This window comes from Nisaea sp. (genome assembly GCF_040217065.1).
Taxonomy (GTDB): Bacteria; Pseudomonadota; Alphaproteobacteria; order Thalassobaculales; family Thalassobaculaceae; genus Nisaea.
Genome location: NZ_JAVJNX010000010.1, coordinates 428,187 through 446,996 on the forward strand (window position 1 = coordinate 428,187; position 18,810 = coordinate 446,996).

At 64.5% G+C, this 18,810-nt stretch carries 21 protein-coding genes; 12 read left to right on the top strand and 9 right to left on the bottom strand.

Going from position 1 to position 18,810, the window contains the following annotated elements; all coding sequences use genetic code 11:
- Window positions 1–213: 213 nt before the first annotated feature.
- Window positions 214–1,734 carry a gamma-glutamyltransferase family protein gene (locus tag RH950_RS18080; protein WP_350059131.1) on the top strand — a complete coding sequence of 507 codons (1,521 nt, stop codon included), beginning with the start codon at window positions 214–216 and terminating at the stop codon, window positions 1,732–1,734.
- 7 nt (window positions 1,735–1,741) lie between these two features.
- Here the strand turns inward: RH950_RS18080 and RH950_RS18085 are convergent, their stop codons facing one another.
- On the bottom strand, window positions 1,742–1,945 hold the full coding sequence (locus tag RH950_RS18085; RefSeq protein ID WP_350059132.1) for a hypothetical protein: 204 nt from the start codon (window positions 1,943–1,945) through the stop codon (window positions 1,742–1,744).
- Between the two features lie 99 nt (window positions 1,946–2,044).
- Here RH950_RS18085 and cobU point away from each other — a divergent pair, with 99 nt between their 5' ends.
- On the top strand, window positions 2,045–2,575 hold the full coding sequence (cobU, locus tag RH950_RS18090; protein ID WP_350059133.1) for a bifunctional adenosylcobinamide kinase/adenosylcobinamide-phosphate guanylyltransferase: 531 nt from the start codon (window positions 2,045–2,047) through the stop codon (window positions 2,573–2,575).
- Between the two features lie 12 nt (window positions 2,576–2,587).
- Here cobU and RH950_RS18095 read toward each other — a convergent pair whose 3' ends face one another.
- Entirely contained in the window at window positions 2,588–2,821 is a 234-nt protein-coding gene (locus tag RH950_RS18095; RefSeq protein ID WP_350059134.1) for a hypothetical protein, read from the bottom strand.
- Between the two features lie 290 nt (window positions 2,822–3,111).
- On the opposite strand from RH950_RS18095, the gene cbiB reads away from it, so the two are divergent.
- Together cbiB and RH950_RS18105 are read left to right on the top strand one after the other, a co-directional pair.
- Entirely contained in the window at window positions 3,112–4,092 is a 981-nt protein-coding gene (gene cbiB, locus RH950_RS18100; protein ID WP_350059135.1) for an adenosylcobinamide-phosphate synthase CbiB, read from the top strand.
- A gap of 124 nt (window positions 4,093–4,216) precedes the next feature.
- Window positions 4,217–5,533, top strand: a complete 1,317-nt coding sequence (locus RH950_RS18105) for an MATE family efflux transporter (protein ID WP_350059136.1) — start codon at window positions 4,217–4,219, stop codon at window positions 5,531–5,533.
- A gap of 18 nt (window positions 5,534–5,551) precedes the next feature.
- Here RH950_RS18105 and RH950_RS18110 read toward each other — a convergent pair whose 3' ends face one another.
- On the bottom strand, window positions 5,552–6,211 hold the full coding sequence (locus RH950_RS18110) for a glutathione S-transferase family protein (protein WP_350059137.1): 660 nt from the start codon (window positions 6,209–6,211) through the stop codon (window positions 5,552–5,554).
- A 177-nt stretch (window positions 6,212–6,388) separates the two neighbouring features.
- Between RH950_RS18110 and RH950_RS18115 the strand changes: the two genes are divergently transcribed.
- Together RH950_RS18115 and RH950_RS18120 are read left to right on the top strand one after the other, a co-directional pair.
- Complete coding sequence (locus RH950_RS18115; RefSeq protein WP_350059138.1) at window positions 6,389–7,777, top strand: leucyl aminopeptidase family protein; 1,389 nt, start codon at window positions 6,389–6,391, stop codon at window positions 7,775–7,777.
- A gap of 108 nt (window positions 7,778–7,885) precedes the next feature.
- The gene (locus tag RH950_RS18120) at window positions 7,886–8,248 is read left to right on the top strand and encodes a MarR family transcriptional regulator (protein ID WP_350059139.1); all 363 of its coding nucleotides are present in this window, start codon (window positions 7,886–7,888) and stop codon (window positions 8,246–8,248) included.
- 26 nt (window positions 8,249–8,274) lie between these two features.
- Here RH950_RS18120 and RH950_RS18125 read toward each other — a convergent pair whose 3' ends face one another.
- Both RH950_RS18125 and RH950_RS18130 read right to left on the bottom strand, forming a co-directional pair.
- Window positions 8,275–9,207: a 2-hydroxyacid dehydrogenase gene (locus RH950_RS18125; protein WP_350059140.1), complete on the bottom strand. Its 933-nt coding sequence runs from the start codon at window positions 9,205–9,207 to the stop codon at window positions 8,275–8,277.
- A gap of 248 nt (window positions 9,208–9,455) precedes the next feature.
- A complete protein-coding gene (locus tag RH950_RS18130; protein WP_350059141.1) occupies window positions 9,456–10,307 on the bottom strand; it encodes a DUF8453 domain-containing protein in 852 nt (283 codons plus the stop codon).
- A gap of 525 nt (window positions 10,308–10,832) precedes the next feature.
- Between RH950_RS18130 and RH950_RS18135 the strand changes: the two genes are divergently transcribed.
- The gene (locus RH950_RS18135; protein WP_350059142.1) at window positions 10,833–11,081 is read left to right on the top strand and encodes a DUF1902 domain-containing protein; all 249 of its coding nucleotides are present in this window, start codon (window positions 10,833–10,835) and stop codon (window positions 11,079–11,081) included.
- A complete protein-coding gene (locus RH950_RS18140; protein WP_350059143.1) occupies window positions 11,078–11,272 on the top strand; it encodes a type II toxin-antitoxin system HicA family toxin in 195 nt (64 codons plus the stop codon). The genes RH950_RS18135 and RH950_RS18140 overlap by 4 nt, the downstream gene beginning before the upstream one ends.
- Window positions 11,273–11,773: 501 nt before the next feature.
- On the opposite strand, the gene hisN is transcribed toward RH950_RS18140, so the two are convergent.
- Window positions 11,774–12,550 (bottom strand): histidinol-phosphatase, encoded by a 777-nt coding sequence (gene hisN / locus RH950_RS18145; RefSeq protein ID WP_350059144.1) that lies wholly within the window; start codon window positions 12,548–12,550, stop codon window positions 11,774–11,776.
- 90 nt (window positions 12,551–12,640) lie between these two features.
- The gene (locus RH950_RS18150; RefSeq protein ID WP_350059145.1) at window positions 12,641–13,240 is read right to left on the bottom strand and encodes a c-type cytochrome; all 600 of its coding nucleotides are present in this window, start codon (window positions 13,238–13,240) and stop codon (window positions 12,641–12,643) included.
- A 267-nt stretch (window positions 13,241–13,507) separates the two neighbouring features.
- On the opposite strand from RH950_RS18150, the gene RH950_RS18155 reads away from it, so the two are divergent.
- From RH950_RS18155 to RH950_RS18165, 3 genes are read left to right on the top strand one after another with little or no spacing between them, the layout of a single operon-like run.
- On the top strand, window positions 13,508–14,263 hold the full coding sequence (locus RH950_RS18155; RefSeq protein ID WP_350059175.1) for a 3-deoxy-manno-octulosonate cytidylyltransferase: 756 nt from the start codon (window positions 13,508–13,510) through the stop codon (window positions 14,261–14,263).
- 18 nt (window positions 14,264–14,281) lie between these two features.
- Window positions 14,282–15,151 carry a prephenate dehydratase gene (locus tag RH950_RS18160; RefSeq protein ID WP_350059146.1) on the top strand — a complete coding sequence of 290 codons (870 nt, stop codon included), beginning with the start codon at window positions 14,282–14,284 and terminating at the stop codon, window positions 15,149–15,151.
- A gap of 29 nt (window positions 15,152–15,180) precedes the next feature.
- The gene (locus RH950_RS18165) at window positions 15,181–15,477 is read left to right on the top strand and encodes a YciI family protein (RefSeq protein WP_350059147.1); all 297 of its coding nucleotides are present in this window, start codon (window positions 15,181–15,183) and stop codon (window positions 15,475–15,477) included.
- Window positions 15,478–15,621: 144 nt separating this feature from the next.
- On the opposite strand, the gene RH950_RS18170 is transcribed toward RH950_RS18165, so the two are convergent.
- A complete protein-coding gene (locus RH950_RS18170; protein ID WP_350059148.1) occupies window positions 15,622–16,512 on the bottom strand; it encodes a hypothetical protein in 891 nt (296 codons plus the stop codon).
- Window positions 16,513–16,735: 223 nt separating this feature from the next.
- Between RH950_RS18170 and RH950_RS18175 the strand changes: the two genes are divergently transcribed.
- Complete coding sequence (locus RH950_RS18175) at window positions 16,736–17,791, top strand: Gfo/Idh/MocA family protein (protein WP_350059149.1); 1,056 nt, start codon at window positions 16,736–16,738, stop codon at window positions 17,789–17,791.
- 85 nt (window positions 17,792–17,876) lie between these two features.
- Here the strand turns inward: RH950_RS18175 and RH950_RS18180 are convergent, their stop codons facing one another.
- The gene (locus tag RH950_RS18180; RefSeq protein WP_350059150.1) at window positions 17,877–18,716 is read right to left on the bottom strand and encodes a M23 family metallopeptidase; all 840 of its coding nucleotides are present in this window, start codon (window positions 18,714–18,716) and stop codon (window positions 17,877–17,879) included.
- Window positions 18,717–18,810: the final 94 nt, after the last annotated feature.

Consider the following 18,810-nt stretch of genomic DNA (forward strand, 5'->3'; position numbering starts at 1 on the left):
TCTTTCTCGGCGCGGATCATGAAGGCGGCATGGGGTCAGGCTCCGACATAGACCGGTGGCGCGCGCCGGACAATAGCCGGGGCGCGCATGATTGTCGGCGAGCAGCGCGATCAATGCCGCTCCGTATATTCGGAGTGTCGCAATATCTGTGTACAGGATCCCCGACTATCGGCCACACTCAGCGGCTTTTCAGACTTGCGATCAGAGGACGGTATGGCCGAACGGGAACCGAGCGTCACGACATGGCAACAGGGCACGCCGGCGGCGGGTGCGGCGGCGTGCGGCAATGCCGATGCCAGCCGCGCTGCCCTCGACATCCTCGAGGCGGGCGGCAATGCCATCGATGCGGCGGTTGCCGCCGCCTATGTCATGGGCACGGTGGAGCCGCTGGATTCCGGCATCGGTGCCGGCGGCTTCATGATCCTGCACGACGCCGCGTCCGGCAAGACGGAAGCCGTCGATTTCCTCGGCGTGGCGCCGATGGCGGCGCGCTACGAGCTTTATCCCTCGATCGATACCGGCAACGACTACATCATCCGGGTGAAGGGCCGCGAGAATGAGCGCGGCCATCGCTCGGTCGCGGTTCCGGGATCGGTGCGCGGGCTCGGGGAAGCGCAGGCGAAGTTCGGCAGGCTGGCGATGGCGGATGTGCTGGCGCCGGCCATCGCCCTGGCGGAAGGCGGCTTCCGGGTCGGGCACAAGGCGGCGTTGCGCATGGCCCGCACCGAAGGACTGCTCACCCTCACCGAAGCGACCCGCAAGCTGCTGCTGAAGCCGGACGGCAGCCTCTACAAGGCCGGCGAGGAGATGGCCAATCCGGAATATGGCCAGTCCCTCCGGATGATCGCCAAAGACGGGCCCGACTGTTTCTACAAGGGCGCGCTCGCGGATCTGCTGCTGGCCGAGATGGCGGCCCATGACGGCTTTCTCAGCCGCGCCGATCTGGAGAGTTACGAGGCGATCTGGCGGGCGCCGGCGACGGCCCGTTTCAAGGGCCATGATGTCGCGACCATGCCGCCGCCCTCCTCGGGCGGGCTGGTCTTTGCCGGTCTGGCGGCGCTGGAGCATGAGAGCGTCACGGACGGTGCGCATTACGATCCGCTGGCGGGTGCGATGCTGGAGATGTTCCGGAAGCGGGCCGCCGGTTATGGCGACCCGGCCTTCGTGAAGGTGGCTGTCGGGGAGTCGAGCGAGACCACGAGCCTGGCCGTGATCGACCGGCAAGGCAATGCGGCCTGCATCACCTATTCCAACAACAATCATTCCGGTGTGGTTCTGCCCGGGACCGGTATCCTGCTGAACAACCAGATGATGCTGTTCAGCCCCTGGCCCGGCAATCCGAACGAGGTGGTCGGCGGCAAGCGTCCGGTCTCCAGCATGATGCCGAGCCTGATGTTCCGGGACGGCAAGGTGCGCATGGCCATCGGCGCGTCCGGCTCGACCCGGATCCCGACCTCGATCATGCAGGTGCTGTTCAACCGCCTGGTGCTCGGCGACAGCTTGCCGGATGCGGTCGGCCGGGCCCGGCTGCATGCGGAAACCGAGACGCTGCTGGCGGATGCGGAGCTTCAGGAGGCGGTCGCCGGTATCGCCGAAGCGCGCAATCTGCAGCTCAAGCTCAGCCCGGGCCGGGACCCGATGCTGGCCTCGGTGCAGGCGGTGGCGGTGAATGATGACGGCACGCTCGCCGCCGTCGGCGATCCCCGGGCCAGGGCCTCGGGGATGGTGCGCTAGCAGGCGCTCAGGCGGTGCCGCTATCGGCCGCGAAATCGGCCTGCATGCGCTCTTCCAGTTTCAGAAGGTCGTCCGGCGGCTGCAGCCCTTCGGCGCGCATGGTGTTGAGGATGCGCTGCAGCTGTTCCCAGGCCTCGTGCAGGTCGGCATTATCTTCTTCGACAGATTCCAGAAGCAGCTGGGCGCTCATGGTCAGATCGTCTTGTGGCATGTCTTGCTCCTGTTTGCCGACCGGCCGGGTTGGGGCCGGGCCTGCTCAAAGTGTACCCTGCTCCGTGCCCGCGGAACAGGCGAATGAAGGACAGCCAGCATGATTCAAAGCAGCGGATCGGTGACCCTGGTACTGGGCGGCGCGCGCTCGGGCAAGAGCCGTCATGCCGAAACTATCTGCCGGGAAGCAGGCGGGGCATTGATCTATGTCGCGACGGCAGAGGCCCGTGACGACGAAATGAAAGCCCGTATCGCGCAGCACCGGTCGGACCGGGCGGCGGATGGCTGGCGGACCATCGAGGAGCCGCGGGATCTCGCCGGCATCCTGGAAGCTGAGGCAACACCCGGCAGCGTCCTGCTGGTCGATTGCCTGACCCTGTGGCTGACGAACCAGCTTCTTGGCGACGCGGATATTGACCTGGAGATCGACCGGCTCTGCGCCGCCGTCAGCGCGTCCTCCGGAGATGTGGTGCTGGTTGCCAACGAGGTCGGGTTCGGCATCGTGCCGGAGAACAGGCTCGCCCGCGCCTTCCGCGACCATGCAGGGCGGCTCAATCAGCGTATTGCGGCACTGGCGGACAGGGTGATTCTGGTCGTTGCCGGGCTTCCGGTCGAGGTCAAGGGACGCTGACGGGCGGTTTCCTCAGAAGAATGTCCACTCGCCGGACAGTCCGCGCACGCGCAGGACCGAAACCAGATAAATGGCGGCCAGAACGGCAATCACGGCGACGGCGGCAAAATCCAGCGCGCCATGCGTGACAGCTTTGTAAGCCAGCCATGATATGAGGCACGGCGCGGCAATCCACGTCGTGATCCTGACCCAGAAACGGCTTGCCTTGATGGCGTGCCGTCTGCGTGTAAAATAACGCCGTCCCATCAGCATACCTTTCAAACGTAAATGAAGAGACGATTTAGCTAATTAAACGATATGTTTTTACGTATTGTAAATTAAAATCGGAAGGCGTAGAATTATATGTGGTGAGTCCCTTAGCCGATTCTCCTTGTGAGAACTCACTTGAATCGAACCGGCCCGGTCGTCATGACCGGGCCGTTTTTTTGTTCTCCGGCTGATGATCCCTTGCTTTCACCGTCATCAGATTTCGCTGGAAACCCAGCCGCAAATGGTGTCATTCGGCCTGGACCTGCGAGCTGGCGAGGAAGATGGAGATGATCGAGGCGGCACTGCAAAGCACGGGCGGCATCCTGTGCCTCGCGCTGGTGTTCGATGCCGCGATCGGCGATCCGCCGGCCCTGTGGCGGCGGCTGCCGCATCCGGTGGTCCTGTTCGGCAGCCTGATCGGCTGGGGCGAGGGGCGCTGGAACCGGCCGGGGGCGAGCGATGCCGACCGCCGCCGCGGCGGCGTGCTGCTGACCGGTCTGCTGCTTGTCGCGGCCGCGCTCGCCGGCTGGCTGCTGCATCGCATGCTGTCCTTCGTCAGCTATGGCTGGCTGCTGGAAGCGCTGATCGCCTCTGTCTTCCTGGCCCAGAAAAGCCTGCATGATCACGTCGCCGCGGTGGCCGAGTCGTTCGCGACGGACGGTTTGCCGGGCGCCCGCCGGGCCGTGTCCATGATTGTCGGCCGGGATCCGGAGCAGCTGGACGCGGGCGGTGTAAGCCGGGCCGCCATCGAGACCGCGGCGGAGAATTTCTCCGACGGCGTCGTGGCGCCGGCCTTCTGGTATCTGGTGGCCGGGCTGCCGGGGCTGCTGGCCTACAAGGCGCTGAATACCGCCGACAGCATGATCGGGCACAAGACTGCCCGGTATCTCATGTTCGGCTGGGCCGCCGCCCGGCTGGACGATCTGGCGAACCTGATCCCGGCCCGACTGTCCGCCCTGCTGCTCTGGGCCGCGGCACTGCTGGCCCCCGGCGCGGATGTCCGGGCCTCGGTCCGGGCCACCCTGCGCGATGCCCGGCGGCACCGTTCGCCGAATGCGGGCTGGCCGGAATCGGCGATGGCGGGGGCCCTCGGCCTGCGCCTGGCGGGGCCGCGGGTCTATGGCGGCAAGATGGTCGAGGATGCCTGGATGGGCGGGGCCGAGGGCGGCGATGCCGGGCCGGCGGATATCCGCCGGGCGCTCGTGCTGTTCCGCCTGGCCTGCGGCGCGCTGATCCTGCTTGCGGGAGTCATGGCGCTGGCGGCGTGACGCCGGCTCTACAGATCTGGCGGGCCGCCGTTCGATTTTATTCGGACCGGCCCGCCGCGCTTGTCTCTATGGTGCGCACCGTCCTACACCCCGCCACCCCGGGCATTCGAAGGCAGCAAGTACCGTGACCATTGATCCTTCCATCAACCGCCGGGTCTGGAAACTCGCCTGGCCCGTCGTGCTGTCGAACCTGACCGTGCCGCTGGTCGGCGCGGTGGATACCGCCGTGGTCGGCCATCTCGACGCGGCCTACTATATCGGCGGCGTGGCGCTTGGCACCCTGCTGTTCAATTACATCTATTGGGGCTTCGGCTTCCTGCGCATGGGCACCACGGGATTTGTCGCCCAGGCGAAAGGCGCCGGCGACGGCACGGAAATTCTGGCCAGCCTCGGCCGGGCCCTGATCCTGTCCCTGCTGTTCGGCGGCCTGTGCCTTGTCCTGACCGTGCCGATGGCGGATGTCGCCTTCTCCATCCTCGACGGCAGCCCCGAGGTCGAGGAGGCGGCCCGGCAATATTTCATGATCCGGGTCTGGGCCGCCCCGGCCGCCCTGTGCAATTTCTCCGTTCTGGGCTGGCTCTTCGGCATGCAGGCCATGCGCGGCGGGCTGGTGCAGCAACTCGTCATCAACAGCGTGAATATCGCCCTCAATCTCACCTTCGTGCTCGGCCTCGGCTGGGGCATCGAGGGTGTCGCCCTGGCGACGGTGATCGCCCAGTATGCCGGGCTGCTGGTCGGCGCCGTGCTGGTCTGGCGGCTGGCGCCGAAAGCTGTCCGCCGGCCCCGCTTCGGGGAGCTGGCCGCAATCCGGCGGCTGAAGGCGATGATGGCGGTGAACCGGGACATCTTCATCCGGACGCTGGCGGTGCTGACCGCCTCCGCCTTTTTCATGAACGAGAGCGCGAAGCTCGGCGACATCGTGCTGGCCGCGAACGCGGTCTTCCTGATCTTCAAGGGCGTCGCCGGCTACGGCCTGGACGGCTATGCCCACGCGGCCGAGGCGCTGGTCGGCGAGGCGGTCGGGCAGCGTTCGCGGCAGCGGCTCCGGCTGGCGGTGGTGGCCACGACAAAGGGCGCCGCCGTGCTGGCCGTCCTGATGAGCGTGCTGTTCGCCGTGGCGGGGACGACCCTGATCGACCTTATGACCAGCATCGAGGGCGTGCGCGATGTGGCCCGCACCTATCTCTTCTGGGCCGCCGCCATGCCGCTGTTCGCGGTCTGGTCCTTCCAGCTCGACGGCGTGTTCATCGGGGCCACGCGCGGGGCGGAAATGCGGAACGGCATGCTGATCGCCCTCGCGGTTTTCGTCGCGGCGGCCTACCCGCTGATCGATCTCTACGGCAATCACGGCCTGTGGGCCGCCTACAGCCTGTTCCTGCTGGTCCGGGCGGCGATCCTGGCGCTGTATTATCCGAGGCTGGAGCGCGGTCTCGCCGGATAGCCCGCTCGTTCGGGCGGCCTAGAATTCGTGCCGGTCGATCACCATCGGCTCGTTCCGGGCATCCTCGACCCAGGCTTTCATGGCCGGCATGTCCCAGACCGCCTCGGCATAGGCCGCCGCCTCGTCGGTCAGCTCGACCGCATAGGTGCGGAAGCGCGAGACCACCGGCGCGAACATGGCGTCCGCGATGGTGAAATGGCCGAACAGGAACGGCCCGTCCGCCGGATCGGTGACCCGGCGCCGGTGATTGCGCCAGATCGCGGTGATCCGGTTGATGTCTTCCTGCACGCCGGGGCCCCGCCCGTGTCCCGGGAAGCTGGAGCGGACATTCATCGGCATGTTCTTGCGCACGGCGGCGAAGCCGGAATGCATCTCCGCCGAGACCGACCGGGCCCGGGCCCGGGCGACCGGATCGGCGGGCCAGAGTTTCGCGTCCGGATGCGTCTCCGCCAGAAATTCCCCGATCGAGAGACTGTCCCAGACCGTCAGCTCGCCATCCTTCAGGACCGGCACCCAGCCCGACGGGGAATAGCGCAGGATCTCCTGGCGCGTGGTCGGCGTATCGAGCGCGATCAGGGTTTCCTCGAACGGGATGTCGCATGCTTTCATCATCAGCCAGGGCCGCATCGACCAGGACGAATAGTTCTTGTTTCCAATGATGAGGCTGTACGGCGCCATGGTGATGCTCCCTCCGAGCGTTGTTGCCGCCATTTGAACCGGCCCGGGGTCGGCATGCAACCTCTGAGGTGCGGGAGCGCCCCCCGACCCGGCGCCGCCGGATGGCGGCTTCGCTTGAGCGGCTCCCCCGCGCGGGCTAGAACGGGGGCACCGCCCCTGTTTCCTGGAGCTCCTCCGATGCCCTTCCGCCTTGTTGCCAAAGCGACCCCGAAATCCGTCCCGCTGACCCCGGTCAGCGCCTCCACTCTTACGGCCTGGCTGAAGGCGGCGGAGGCCCGCACCGCGCGCTGGATCGGCGAATCGGATTTCTCCGCGGCGCCGGGAGCGACCTGCCTCGTGCCGGATGCGGAGGGCGGGCTCGAGCGGGTGCTGTTCGGGGTCGAGGAGCAGGCGGAGCCGGGCGGCGGCCTGTGGGATCTGGCGCCGCTGCCGGCCGTGCTGCCGAAGGGCCGCTACTATCTCGACGCGGCGCTCAGCCCAGCGGCGGCGACCAGCGCCGCGACCGGCTGGGCGCTGGCGCATTACCAGTTCGACAGGTTCAAGGAAAAGACCGTCTTCAAGGCGGATCTGGTCTGGCCGGAGGGGGCCGACCGGGACGAGGTGCGCCGTCTGGCCGAGGCGACCGGCCTGGCCCGCGACCTGATCAACCGGCCGGCCAACGATCTCGGCCCGGAAGAGCTGGCGGAAGCGGCCGCCGCGCTTGCCAAGACCTACAAGGCGGCATTCTCCGTCATCGAGGGCGAGGCGCTCCTGGCCGAGAATTTCCCGATGATCCACGCCGTCGGCCGGGCCGCCGACCGGGCGCCGCGGCTGATCGATATCCGCTGGGGCAAGAAGAGCCATCCGAAGGTGACCATCGTCGGCAAGGGCGTGATCTTCGACAGCGGCGGGCTGGACATCAAGCCGGCCTCCGGCATGCTGATGATGAAGAAGGATATGGGCGGCTCGGCCCATGCGCTGGGGCTGGCCAGGCTGGTCATGGATGCGGGCCTGCCGGTCCGGCTCCGGGTGCTGATCCCGGCGGTGGAGAATGCGATCTCCGGCAATGCCTTCCGGCCGATGGACATCCTGTCCTCGCGCAAGGGCCTGACCGTCGAGGTCGGCAACACCGATGCGGAAGGCCGGCTGGTGCTGGCCGACGCGCTGACCGAAGCCGACAGCGAGACGCCGGAAATGATCCTCGATTTCGCCACCCTGACCGGGGCGGCCCGGGTGGCGCTCGGCACCGACCTGCCGGCGCTGTTCTGCAATGACGACGATCTTGCCGCCGATCTGCTGGAAGGCGGGCTGGAGATGCGGGACGCGCTCTGGCGGCTGCCCCTGCACCAGCCCTACCGGGAGATGCTGAAATCGCCGAACGCGGATCTGTCCAGCACCGGCTCCGGCGGCTTCGGCGGCGCCATCACGGCGGCCCTGTTCCTGGAGCATTTCATTTCGCCCGAGACACGATGGGCCCATGTCGATGTCATGGCCTGGAACCTGAAATCCCGGCCCGGCCGTCCGGAAGGCGGCGAGGCCATGGGTATGCGGGCTTTTTATAAAATGTTGCGTAAACGTTATAGTTAACAGGTTGATAAATACGCACTTTGCGAACGATCTGTCGTTGCGCCTTTCGGTTGCGCCCTGTATTGTCAAATCGACTTCGTAACAAACAGGATTCTGCCGGTAGCGAAAATGGCTGTGGATTCGATACAAGCCCTTGGTATCTGGCGCAAAGCCCTGGTCGAGAGCGTCCGGCGCGATACCCCCGACCTGACCGCCCGGCAACTGGCGGTCTTGCTGACCGTCTATATCGAGAACCCGCCGCACACGGTGCGCGGGCTGGCATCCGCCCTGAACGTTTCGAAACCGGCCATTACAAGGGCGCTCGACCGGCTCGGCGAATATGGTTTCGTCCGCCGCCGTCCGGACGAGACGGACCGGCGCAGCGTGCTGGTGCAGCGCACGGTGAAGGGCTCGGTCTTCCTGACCGAGTTCGGCGACCTGGTGGTCAGCGCCTCGCGCGGCAGCCGGTTCGAGGCAGATGCGGCCGACTGAGTCCGGCCGCCACTCCCGATCAGATTTTAATACTGAACTTTCGGATCGACCAGATTGTCCGGCGCCACGCCCCGGAACACCTTGCCGATGGCATCGGCGACCTGATCGGCCGCGCTGTTCGGATTGGTCTGGGCCGAGACATGCGGCCAGAGATCGACCTTCGGATGCTCCCAGAACGGGCTGTCCTGGGGCAGCGGCTCGATGCGGAATACATCGAGGCCGGCATGGGCGATATGCCCGCTATCCAGCGCCGCCAGCAGATCCTCCTCGACCACATGGCCGCCCCGGCCGGAATTGATCACGAAGGCGCCCTTCGGCAGGGCGGCGAGGGTCTTGGCATTGATCACCCCCTCGGTCGCCTTGGTCAGCGGCAGCAGGCAGCACAGGATCTCGGTCCGGGCCAGGAAGTCCATCAGCTGGTCCTCGCCGTAATAGCTCTTCACGCCGTCGATCTGTTTCTCCGTCCGGCTCCAGCCGGCGGTATCGAAGCCGAGCGCGGCGATCTTGGAAGCCGCATCCGCGCCGAGCGCGCCAAGCCCGAGAATGCCGACCCTGCGGCTGGCCGTGTCCGGCGCCGGCAGGGAGGTCCAGGTCTTGCTCTTCCGCAGCTCTTCATATTCCGGCGCCTGGCGGTGGTAGCGCAGCACATGCAGCAGCACCCACTCGCTCATCGCCTGGGACATCCAGGGATCGACCAGCCGCATGATCTGCGCGCCCTGCGGCAGGGTCGGATCGGCGAAGATGTGATCCACGCCCTGGCCGAGGGAACAGATGCATTTCACGTTCGGCATGCCGTCCAGCGTGCCCTGGGGCATCTTCCAGGCCAGCACGAACTCGATGTCCTCCGGGTTGCCGATATCGGGCCAGGCCCGGAAATCGAGACCCGGAATCCGCTGCTTGAGCATCTCGTCCCAGGCAGGGGCGGAATCGCTGGTGGACCGGAACAAAACGGCGGGCATGGTGGTCTCCGGAAATCTGTTCAACAGGGCGGGGAGTCGGTCCTAGCACGGGGAGGCTGCGGGGGCAAAGCTGGACGGGCGGGGGGCGTGGTTTCAGCGGCGCCGAAACCAGCACCGTCATCCCGTCGAAGGACGGGATCCATGGATGGCGGACTCGCTCTATGATCTATGGACCCCGGCCTCCGCCGGGGTGACGGTATCGAATGTACCTAGACGACAATGTGTAGGTGGTGGCGCTGTTGGCGGCTTTATGTGCTTGTGTTTCCTTCTCTGGAAATTGCAAGACTGCCGTCTTCGGGGAACCCATTTGGAGTGGGAAGATAGAACCGAAACTTAGTTTCGCGACGCACCTTGAAAGCATCAAAGTAAACGCATTCGCCATAGACAATAAGCGTGTAATTTCCGGTTTTAATGTGCGCTATAATGAGACCCCATTGATTCGGATCAATGTGCTTCTGCCTGAAGAGATCCCGATCTGGGCCGATGTCCATGAGATCACTGAACTTCAAATTCTCGAAACTGAAGTCTTCTTTGCCATTACGCATGGCAGAGTATTTGTACCGGATCTTGGCCCTGTAGGCTGGGGTCTGTCCGACATTCTTGATGCCGACCTGGATGGTAGGGACAAACTCGCTGTCAGCTTCCTCCAGAATGATGTCTGTCACGACGATATAAGCACGCAGTTGGGCTTTAGCGGTTTTGGAGGTAACGCGAACAGCGCAAATGGCGACAATTGTGGCTCCGGCCGAGAGGCCGAGAGTTCCCGCTAACAGCCAGATCTCAAAATTAGTGAGCCTCAAAAGTTCATCGGTGGCGTCAGCTTGTCGATTAGCCGCGATGGCGATCTCTCGCTGCTGACATTCATTGAGGATAATCCCGGCGTCCTCGGCTTCCAGACAGCGTTCTTGGTTTACGAGAGCGCGACTATTTTGGGTGCCCGTTTCCTTCTCAGGCGCCCTATTGCTTTGAGTGTTGGTACCGTCTCGCTGATTCTCACTGCCGGTTGGGTGTGGATGGTGATCTGCATTGGCGCCGCCAAAGGCGCCAAGGCTCAGGCATCCCCCAAGGACAAGTGCGTACAACCAATAGCGGATAGACATCTAAAGAAGAATACAGCGGAGGATTTTCCGCGCGACAGTTTAATGCAGATATCTGCCCAAGAGTTCGGCGCGTTTACGTAGGAGGGCATATACGATGCGCCCAATCCAAGACGGTAGTGGAGAAGCACAGCATCATCGTCATCCCGTCGGAGGACGGGACCCAGGGATGGCGGATCGTGTTCTATGATCTCTGGGCCCCGGCCTGCGCCGGGGTGACGATTTTGGGTGGTGTGGGGGCAGAAGAGCGTCATCCCGGCCGAAGAGCCGGGACCTCCTTGCCATAGAGCACAGCCCGTCATGAGGAGATCCCGGATCGGGTCCGGGATGACGATTTTTTTTTGGGGGAGGGGAGGTGGTCCCGGCCTGCGCCGAGGGGCGGTCTTCTAGGTACAAAGCTGCAACAACTGCGTCATTTGTTGCACCGTTGGCACGGTAACTGCTTCTTCATATGAGCCGTGCAAACATTGAATTTGTGCACATTGATGTCACGTGCATAATGAGATTTCCCCATATGCGGAGCTATCTATGAAACCGTCAGCGATCAACGTCCGAGCTGTTTGGGACGACGAAGCGCAGGTTTGGTCTGTCTCCAGCGAAGATGTCGTTGGCCTTGCCATTGAGGCCGCGACCAGAGAAGAAGTCGAGCGCAAGCTTGATGAGGTGCTTCCAGAGCTTATTGAGCTTAACCATCCTGAGTGGCTCGAAATGCCCGACGGCCTTCCGCTGCATATTATGACAGAGCGTACCTCGCATCTCCGTCTCTCGCGTGCATGAAGAGCTACGCAAAGCTGGTTAAAAAACTTCTGCAAGAAGCCGGTTGCGAGTTCTACCGCCAAGGCAAGGGCGATCACGAGGTTTGGGAGTCTCCAATCTCGGGCCGTCGGTTCACGGTCGATAACTCCATGAAATCGCGCCACACCGCGAACGAAACCTTGAAACAAGCCGGGCTTAAGAAGGCTTTCTAGGACGTGATCCAAGGGGGTTGCCCGACGCAACACGCCCAGTGTCCTCTATTCGCGTAAGCGCTTCTTCAACCGTCTGCATGCACAGAAAAGGTTTCTTCCGGCGTTGTCCTGGCGGCATCGCGGAATTGGCTGCGCTCAATTGAGTCCGCGCCCTAGCCGCCCCCGACATGGGGCGACACACGGCAGGTCGGTGCCGTCACCATAAATTGGGTTTTGGCCACTGGCCTTCCCTCTTCATGGTTATGGGTATTGTGACAGATTCAATCTTCACGAGTCGAGTCGCGGAGGTGGATCTCGAGTTTCACCAATTCGATCAATTGGCGAAACTCCTTGCGGCTCAGACAGCCACCGGAGTTATGCCCAAACAGCAGTCCGCCGATAGGTCACTACGCTTTCACCATCCCTAGACCGTCATCCCGGCCGCAGAGCCGGGACCTGGTTGCCATGGAGCGCAGCCCGTCATTCCGAGGTCCCGGATCGGGTCCGGGAAACGGGGGAGGTTCAGCCGTTCAGGATCTCCAGCGCGGCCTCGTGCACCCGCTTGTCCCCGGCGGCGACGATGCGGTTGGTGGAGCCCGGCGCCGGGCGCCTGCCTTCCCAGTCGGTGATCACGCCGCCCGCGGCCTCGATCACCGGGACCACGGCGAGGAAGTCGTAATCCTGCAGGCCGGCCTCGACGCAGAGATCGACATGGCCGCCGGCGAGGGTCGCGAAATTGTGGCAGTCGCCGCCATAGACCTGGTAGCGGGTGCCGGCACAGAGTTTCGCGTAGATCTCTTCGCTGCCCGTGAACATGGCGGGCGAGGTGGCGGCGAGGATGGCGCCGGAGAGCTGCTCGCACGGGCGGACTGTGACCGGGGAGCCGTTCAGGCGGGCCATGTAGTCCCGGCCGCCGATCCAGCGTTCGTCCAGCGCCGGCATGTCGATCACGCCGAGCACCGGCTTGCCGTTCTCGACCAGGCCGATCAGGGTGCCGAAGCGCGGGCTGCCGGTGATGAAGGCCTTGGTGCCGTCGATCGGGTCGAGCGACCAGACGAATTCCGCATCCTCGCGGACCTTGCCATATTCTTCGCCGGCAATGCCGTGCTCCGGGAAGCGCTCCTCGATCAGCGCACGCATGGCCCGTTCGGCGCCACGGTCGGCCACGGTCACCGGGCTTTCGTCGGCCTTCGCCTCGATGCTCACGCCGAAATTGTGATAGCGCAGGATGATGCCGCGGGCGGCATCGGCGAGGGAGGCGGCGAAGCTGGCAAGCTCTGAAGTGGAGGGCCGGGTCATGTCAGTGCTCCCTGGGAGAAAGCGGGGCTGTAAAAAAGAAAAAGCCGGGCCATATCGGGGCCCGGCTCAATCCAGAATTCTGATCCGCGATCAGCCGCCGGAAGCGGCCGTGAAAGCGTCCTGCGCGGCCTGGATTTCTTCCGCCGACGGCAGCGGCGCCGGGCTGTCCGCGAGCGAGCGCAGATAGGCAACCATGTCGGCGCGATCGGAGGCTTTCTTCAGGCCGGCGAAGTTCATCTTCGTGCCCGGCGCGTAATCCTTCGGCTTCAGCAGGAAATGGTTCAGCGATGTGTAGGTCCAGTTGTCGTTCTCGCCGGACTCGAGGAGGGCGTCGGAATAGGAAAAGCCGTCAACATGGCCCTTGGCGGCCATCACGACACCGAACAGGTTCGGGCCGACCTTGTTCGGGCCGCCCTTGTCGAAGCTGTGGCAGGCCGTGCATTTCTTCGCGATCTTCTGGCCGCTGGCCACATCGGCGCTGGCGAGAAGGCCGAGGATCGGCTCGATCGGGGCGGGCCCGGCCGGCGCGGCGGCGGTTGCGGCGCCTTCGGCGACTTCGACCGTGTAGGCGTTGGTTTCGAGCGGCTCGGGATGCACCAGCACGCCTGCGAACTTGCCGGCGCCCATCAGGAGCAGTCCGCCACACAGAACGCCCGCAGCCAGCTTGTTGAATTCCAGAGAAGATGACATGCCGAACCCCGTCCCGCCTTTGTTTACTGCCGCGTCGGCCCCGGTAAGGCGCCGCGCGGCCCAGCTATCTCACATCCGGACTACCCGGCCAAATTCAGCAGGCGACAGTCCTTTAACAGTTTCCTATAAGGTTCCGCCCTCAAAGACGCAAGTCCGGACATGATCAGGTGTGCCGGCAGGGCGGCCCGGCCACGCGACATTTCGCCGCAAGAAATGTCATGATTACAGGGCTCGGCCAGGATGAGAACGAAGAAGAGCGAGAATGAAATGGCCCCGACCCCGGCACCATCGAACCCGATAGTCCTGATCCCAGCCCGGATGAAATCCGAGCGGCTGCCGGACAAGCCGCTGGCCGAAATCGCCGGCCTGCCGATGATCGTGCAGGTGCTGCGCCGGGCGGAAGAGGCGGATCTCGGCCGGGTCGCCGTGGCCTGCGCCGAGCAGGAGATCGCCGACGCGGTGCGCGATCATGGCGGCGAGGCGGTGCTGACCGACCCCGGCCATCCCTCCGGCTCCGACCGGATCTGGGAGGCATTGTGCAAGCTCGACCCGGACGGCAGGCACGATGCCATCGTCAATATCCAGGGCGACCTGCCGGTGCTCGACCCGGCGGTGCCGCGGGCCGCGCTCGCCATGCTGGACCGGGCCGAGGTCGATATCGGCGCGCCCGCGGCGCTGATCGTGGACGAGGACGACATCACAAATACCAGCGTGACCAAGCCGGTGGTGGCGTGGGAGGCGGATGGCAGCCGGGGCCGGGCGCTGTATTTCAGCCGGGCCACGGTGCCCTTCGGGCCGGGGCCGCTGTTCCACTTCATCGGTCTCTATGCCTATCGCCGCAGCGCGCTGGAACGCTTCGTCACGCTGCCGCCCTCGGCGCTGGAGCTGCGCGAGAAGCTGGAGCAGCTGCGGCCGCTGGAAGCGGGCATGCGGATCGACGTGGCCCGCGTTGACACGGTTCCGCTCGGTGTCGATACTCCGGCGGACTTGGCAAAAGCCCGCAGAATTCTTGAAAAATCCTGAACCCGAAAGTCAGACCCCGTGTCCGAAGCAAAGCAGAAAATCGCCTTCCAGGGCGAACTAGGCGCCAACTCCCACATGGCCTGCCAGGCCGTCCGCCCCGACCTGGAGCCGCTGCCCTGCCAGAGCTTTGAGGACATGCTGGATGCGGTGAAGGCCGGGGACGCGCTCTGCGCCATGGTGCCGGTGGAGAATTCCGTCGCCGGCCGGGTGGCGGACATCCATCACCTGCTGCCGGAATCCGGCCTCTATATCATCGGCGAGCATTACCAGCGCATCAACGCCATGCTGCTCGGCGTGCCGGGTACGAAGATTTCGGAGGTGAAGGAGATCCGCTCCCACGTCCACGCGCTGGCCCAGTCGCGGCTGCTGATGGCCGAACTCGGTGCCCGTCCGGTGCAGCATTCCGATACCGCCGGCGCCGCCCGCTCCATCGCCGAGCTGGGGGACCGGACGATCGCCGCCATCGGCCCGAAGCTGGCGGCCGAGATCTATGGTCTGGAAATCCTGCGCGAGGGCGTGGAGGACGCGGAGCACAACACCACCCGTTTCCTGCTCATGGCCCGCGAGGGCGTGGTGCCGCCAACCGGCAACGGCCCCTGCGTGACCACCATCATCTTCCGGGTGCGCAGCGTGCCCGCCGCGCTCTACAAGGCGCTCGGCGGCTTCGCCACCAACGGCGTCAACCTGACCAAGCTGGAATCCTATCTGGTCGGCGGACATTTCTCGGCGGCGCAGTTCTATGTCGATGCCGAGGGCCATCCCGAAGAGACGTCGCTGAAGCTGGCGCTGGAGGAATTGCAGTTCTTCTGCCCGAAAGGCGCGGTCAAGATCCTCGGCACCTATCCGGCCCATCCGTTCCGCCTGGAGCAGGCCAAGAACGGCACCTGACGCCAAAGCTGAAACCAAGGGAGCATCGCATGCCTTACGCCATCATCGCCCGGGACAAGCCCGGCGCCCTCGACAAGCGCATGGAACACCGTCCGGCCCATATCGAATATCTGAAATCCAAGCTCGACCTGATCATGGCCGGCGGCGCCACCACCGGCGGGCCGGACGACAGCATGGACGGCAGCGTGCTGATCCTCGACACCGAGGACCGGGCTGTTGCCGAGGATTTCGCCAGGAACGATCCCTTTGCCCTCAACGGCGTGTTCGAGGCCGTGATCGTGACGCCCTGGCGCAAGACGATCTGGGACAAGGCGCTGCAGGGCTAGACTGCGGCACCAGCCTCACCAGCATTGATCGTCCCCGGCGCCCTTCTTCACCGTCACCCCGGCGCAGGCCGGGGTCCATTGATCATGGGGCAGCATCCGTCATCCATGGATCCCGTCCTTCGCGGGATTAGGTATCAAATGCACCTATGCTGGCGTGTCTTCAGGCTTCAGGAACTGAGACGATACACTTAGCGAACTAGCCCCCACCAATTCACCCCAACGGCTCTTTCTGGCGGGGCGAAACAGCCCGGTTGAGTTCGCATCGATCTTGAAGCGCGAATCTATTTTGATCCGGTCATAAGCGTCGTACATGCTTTGATGGTTAGCGCGCCATTGATGATACAGGCGCTTAAGATCAGGATCGTCCTTCAGGATAATTCCGGCCTCTTCACTCAGTTTTGCCGCTACGCCAACATATGCGCGGTACCCTTTTTCGACCCTCTCGACCGCCTCGATCATCTCGCGAAAATAAAGATATTCAGACGGGCTTGATACCAAGCCATGCAAGTAGTCCATGCCTTCGGCGTAGGGTTGAACCCAATAGGAGGCTCGCGCGCCTGACATAGCCATGTCCGCCACCGTACTGCTCCCCACGATCCTGCGAAGCAAGGCGTCCTGAAGCTTGTAAATAGCCTCACATGTCGGGAAAACTCGTTCCGCGACGAACAGCATTAACTCTTCATGCGCGCCCTCATAGACCTCGCGCTGCTCCGCTTCCGTTAGAGAACCCTTCTCGTTGGCCGCCCCCTCATCTATTGCAACCTGATCTTGGCTGTTAGCAACGGTTTCTTCGCGGCGTCGCAGCAGGGCGTCTACCCAGAGCCCAAAAGTGACCCCACCGAGCCCAACGATTGCGTAGTGGGTCAGATGGTGATTGGCGATCCAAGAGATCCAATCCATCACAATGTCGATGGTGCGCTTAGGGTCGTCATACATCCCGTCCTGCCGTGCGAGTTCAATAAAAAACTCACTAACGACTGGCAACAGAACGCCAGCGAAGAGGAACGTAAACAGCCATCGAAATTTCGCGCGCATTCGGCGAATATACCGGCTTTCCCCACGCAGTCGCTACTTAGGTGCATTTGATACCTAATCCCGTCCTTCGACGGGATGACGGCCGGAGCTGGGCGACCAGAGTATGACGGACAATGTCGTCAGCATGTCCCGGTCCTGAAACCGGGCGTGGACGGCGGCGTCCCAATCTCCGACACTGGAGGCCGGGCATCGCCGCTCGGGCGCTGACGAGGAGGCCGGACATATGCAGACATTCAGGATCGCAATTGCCGGTGCCGGGGTGATCGGCCGGGAGCACTGCAAGCTGATCACCGGCCATCCGGGTGCCGAGATCGCGGGCATTGCCGATCCGGCACCCGAAGCACGGGAGCTTGCGGAGAGCCTCGGCGTGCCGCATTTCGGTGATCTCGAGAGCATGCTGGATGCGGTGAAACCGGACGGGGCGATCGTCGCCCTGCCGACCGGGCTGCATAAATCCGCCGCTCTCGCCTGTATCGAACGCGGCATCCCGAGCCTGATGGAAAAGCCGGTCGCGGCCACCCTCGCCGACGCCTTCGCCATGGCCCGGGCGAGCGAGGCTGCCGGTGTCCCCATTCTCGTCGGCCACCACCGCCGCCACAGCACGGACATCAGGGAAGCCCGCCGGGTGGTGCGAAGCGGCACGCTCGGCCGGGTCGTGACGGTCAGCGGCATGGCCTGGGTGGACAAGCCCGACAGCTATTTCGACGTCGCCTGGCGGCGGGAGCCGGGTGGCGGCACGCTGTTGATCAACCTGATCCACGATGTCGACTGCCTGCGCTTCATCCTGGGCGAAATCCGCCGGGTCGGCGCCTTCACCTCGAACGGCGTGCGCGGTCTCGATGTCGCCGACACGGCCAGCGTGTCTTTCGAATTCGACAGCGGCGTGCTCGGCGGTTTCACCATCAGCGACGCGGTCGCCTCGCCCTATAGCTGGGAGAGAACCTCCGGCCAGGCGCTGTATTTTCCGCATCAGCCGGGGAACTACCTGTTCATCGGCGGCCGCGCGGGATCCTTCGAGGTCCCGGGCATGGCGCTCTGGTCGCACGGCCCGGAGGGCGGGGACTGGCAGGACAGGCTCGAGCGGGAAATCCTGCCGCTCGATGGCAGCCAGACCTACGAAAACCAGCTCGCGCACTTCCTGAAGGTGATCACCGGGGACGAGCCGCCGGTGATCGACGCGGCGGACGCCGCCCGCAGCCTCGCCGTCATCCTCGCGGTCATGCGCGCGGCGGAGGAAAAGCGGGTGGTGGATATCGCCGAGCTGCTGGAAGGGCTCTAGGACGCGGCTTCCACGCGTCGAAACGCCACCCATCACCGTCACCCCGACGCAGGTCGGGGTCCATGGGATCGTGGGGCTGTGTCCGTCATTTGCACGGATAGGGCCAGATCCGCCTGGCGTCCGCGGGCACCGGCGTGCTGTCCGGCTTCAGATAGGCGACCGGCACGGACTTGTCCGGCGACGGCAGCTGGGCAAGCTCGGCCGAGACATAGGGCCCTTCGGGCCGGTAGAAGGCGACCGGGTCCATGAAGAAGCCGTCGGCGGGCACGAACACGCGGCCGTCATTGCTCCAGGACGGCACTTCGCTGAACAGGATGGCGAAATGCAGCGCGTCGCGCCGGATGTTCCGGCCCATCTTGCCCGAATTGCCGGTTTTCCCGATCTCGGCGCCCATAGCGACGGCGTCACCGATGGCAAGCGCCGGCATTTCGGTCAGGTGGGTGTATTGCGAGTAGGTCCAGAAGGGTAGACCTGTCTGCTCCGGCGTGTGGCGCAGGGCGATCTCGATGCCCTTGCGGTTGCCGTCATTCTCGAACACCGCGATCACCGTGCCGGCGGCCACGGCCCGGATCGGCGTGCCGCGCGGCTGCGGGATGTCGACACCCTTGTGCAGCGCCGGCCAGGGCCGCTTGGCACTGTAATCGATGGCCCAGGCCTCGGTATCGATCCCGGGGCAGCTGAGCTCATCGGGGAAGGCCGGTTTCAGGCCGGTCCGGACCACGCCGCGCGCCTCCTGGATCTCGACGCTGCGGGCCTTGTCGCTCCGCCTGGCCTTGCCGACCATCAGATAGAGATCCCCGTCGATCGCATCGGGCGGCACGAACCCGTCGAGCCCGGCGCAGGCGGCGCACGGCTCCGCGGCGGCCAGGGACGGGGCGAGCAGGAAGAGGCAGAACAGGAAAGCCGGCAGAGATGCTGATTTCATCAGGTATTTCCCGGTGGTGAGCCAATATGCCCCGATACGGGCGGGTCTGGACTGTGGCTAGAATGATGCCGCATGCAGCGACTGCAGGATAGCG

Bases quoted from the DNA above. Each gene is read 5' to 3' on its own strand.
- RH950_RS18080 (WP_350059131.1), top strand. From the start codon at position 214: ATGGCCGAACGGGAACCGAGCGTCACGACATGGCAACAGGGCACGCCG.
- RH950_RS18085 (WP_350059132.1), bottom strand. From the start codon at position 1,945: ATGCCACAAGACGATCTGACCATGAGCGCCCAGCTGCTTCTGGAATCT.
- cobU (WP_350059133.1), top strand. From the start codon at position 2,045: ATGATTCAAAGCAGCGGATCGGTGACCCTGGTACTGGGCGGCGCGCGC.
- RH950_RS18095 (WP_350059134.1), bottom strand. From the start codon at position 2,821: ATGGGACGGCGTTATTTTACACGCAGACGGCACGCCATCAAGGCAAGC.
- cbiB (WP_350059135.1), top strand. From the start codon at position 3,112: ATGATCGAGGCGGCACTGCAAAGCACGGGCGGCATCCTGTGCCTCGCG.
- RH950_RS18110 (WP_350059137.1), bottom strand. From the start codon at position 6,211: ATGGCGCCGTACAGCCTCATCATTGGAAACAAGAACTATTCGTCCTGG.
- RH950_RS18115 (WP_350059138.1), top strand. From the start codon at position 6,389: ATGCCCTTCCGCCTTGTTGCCAAAGCGACCCCGAAATCCGTCCCGCTG.
- RH950_RS18120 (WP_350059139.1), top strand. From the start codon at position 7,886: ATGGCTGTGGATTCGATACAAGCCCTTGGTATCTGGCGCAAAGCCCTG.
- RH950_RS18125 (WP_350059140.1), bottom strand. From the start codon at position 9,207: ATGCCCGCCGTTTTGTTCCGGTCCACCAGCGATTCCGCCCCTGCCTGG.
- RH950_RS18130 (WP_350059141.1), bottom strand. From the start codon at position 10,307: ATGTCTATCCGCTATTGGTTGTACGCACTTGTCCTTGGGGGATGCCTG.
- RH950_RS18135 (WP_350059142.1), top strand. From the start codon at position 10,833: ATGAAACCGTCAGCGATCAACGTCCGAGCTGTTTGGGACGACGAAGCG.
- RH950_RS18140 (WP_350059143.1), top strand. From the start codon at position 11,078: ATGAAGAGCTACGCAAAGCTGGTTAAAAAACTTCTGCAAGAAGCCGGT.
- hisN (WP_350059144.1), bottom strand. From the start codon at position 12,550: ATGACCCGGCCCTCCACTTCAGAGCTTGCCAGCTTCGCCGCCTCCCTC.
- RH950_RS18150 (WP_350059145.1), bottom strand. From the start codon at position 13,240: ATGTCATCTTCTCTGGAATTCAACAAGCTGGCTGCGGGCGTTCTGTGT.
- RH950_RS18155 (WP_350059175.1), top strand. From the start codon at position 13,508: ATGGCCCCGACCCCGGCACCATCGAACCCGATAGTCCTGATCCCAGCC.
- RH950_RS18165 (WP_350059147.1), top strand. From the start codon at position 15,181: ATGCCTTACGCCATCATCGCCCGGGACAAGCCCGGCGCCCTCGACAAG.
- RH950_RS18170 (WP_350059148.1), bottom strand. From the start codon at position 16,512: ATGCGCGCGAAATTTCGATGGCTGTTTACGTTCCTCTTCGCTGGCGTT.
- RH950_RS18175 (WP_350059149.1), top strand. From the start codon at position 16,736: ATGCAGACATTCAGGATCGCAATTGCCGGTGCCGGGGTGATCGGCCGG.
- RH950_RS18180 (WP_350059150.1), bottom strand. From the start codon at position 18,716: ATGAAATCAGCATCTCTGCCGGCTTTCCTGTTCTGCCTCTTCCTGCTC.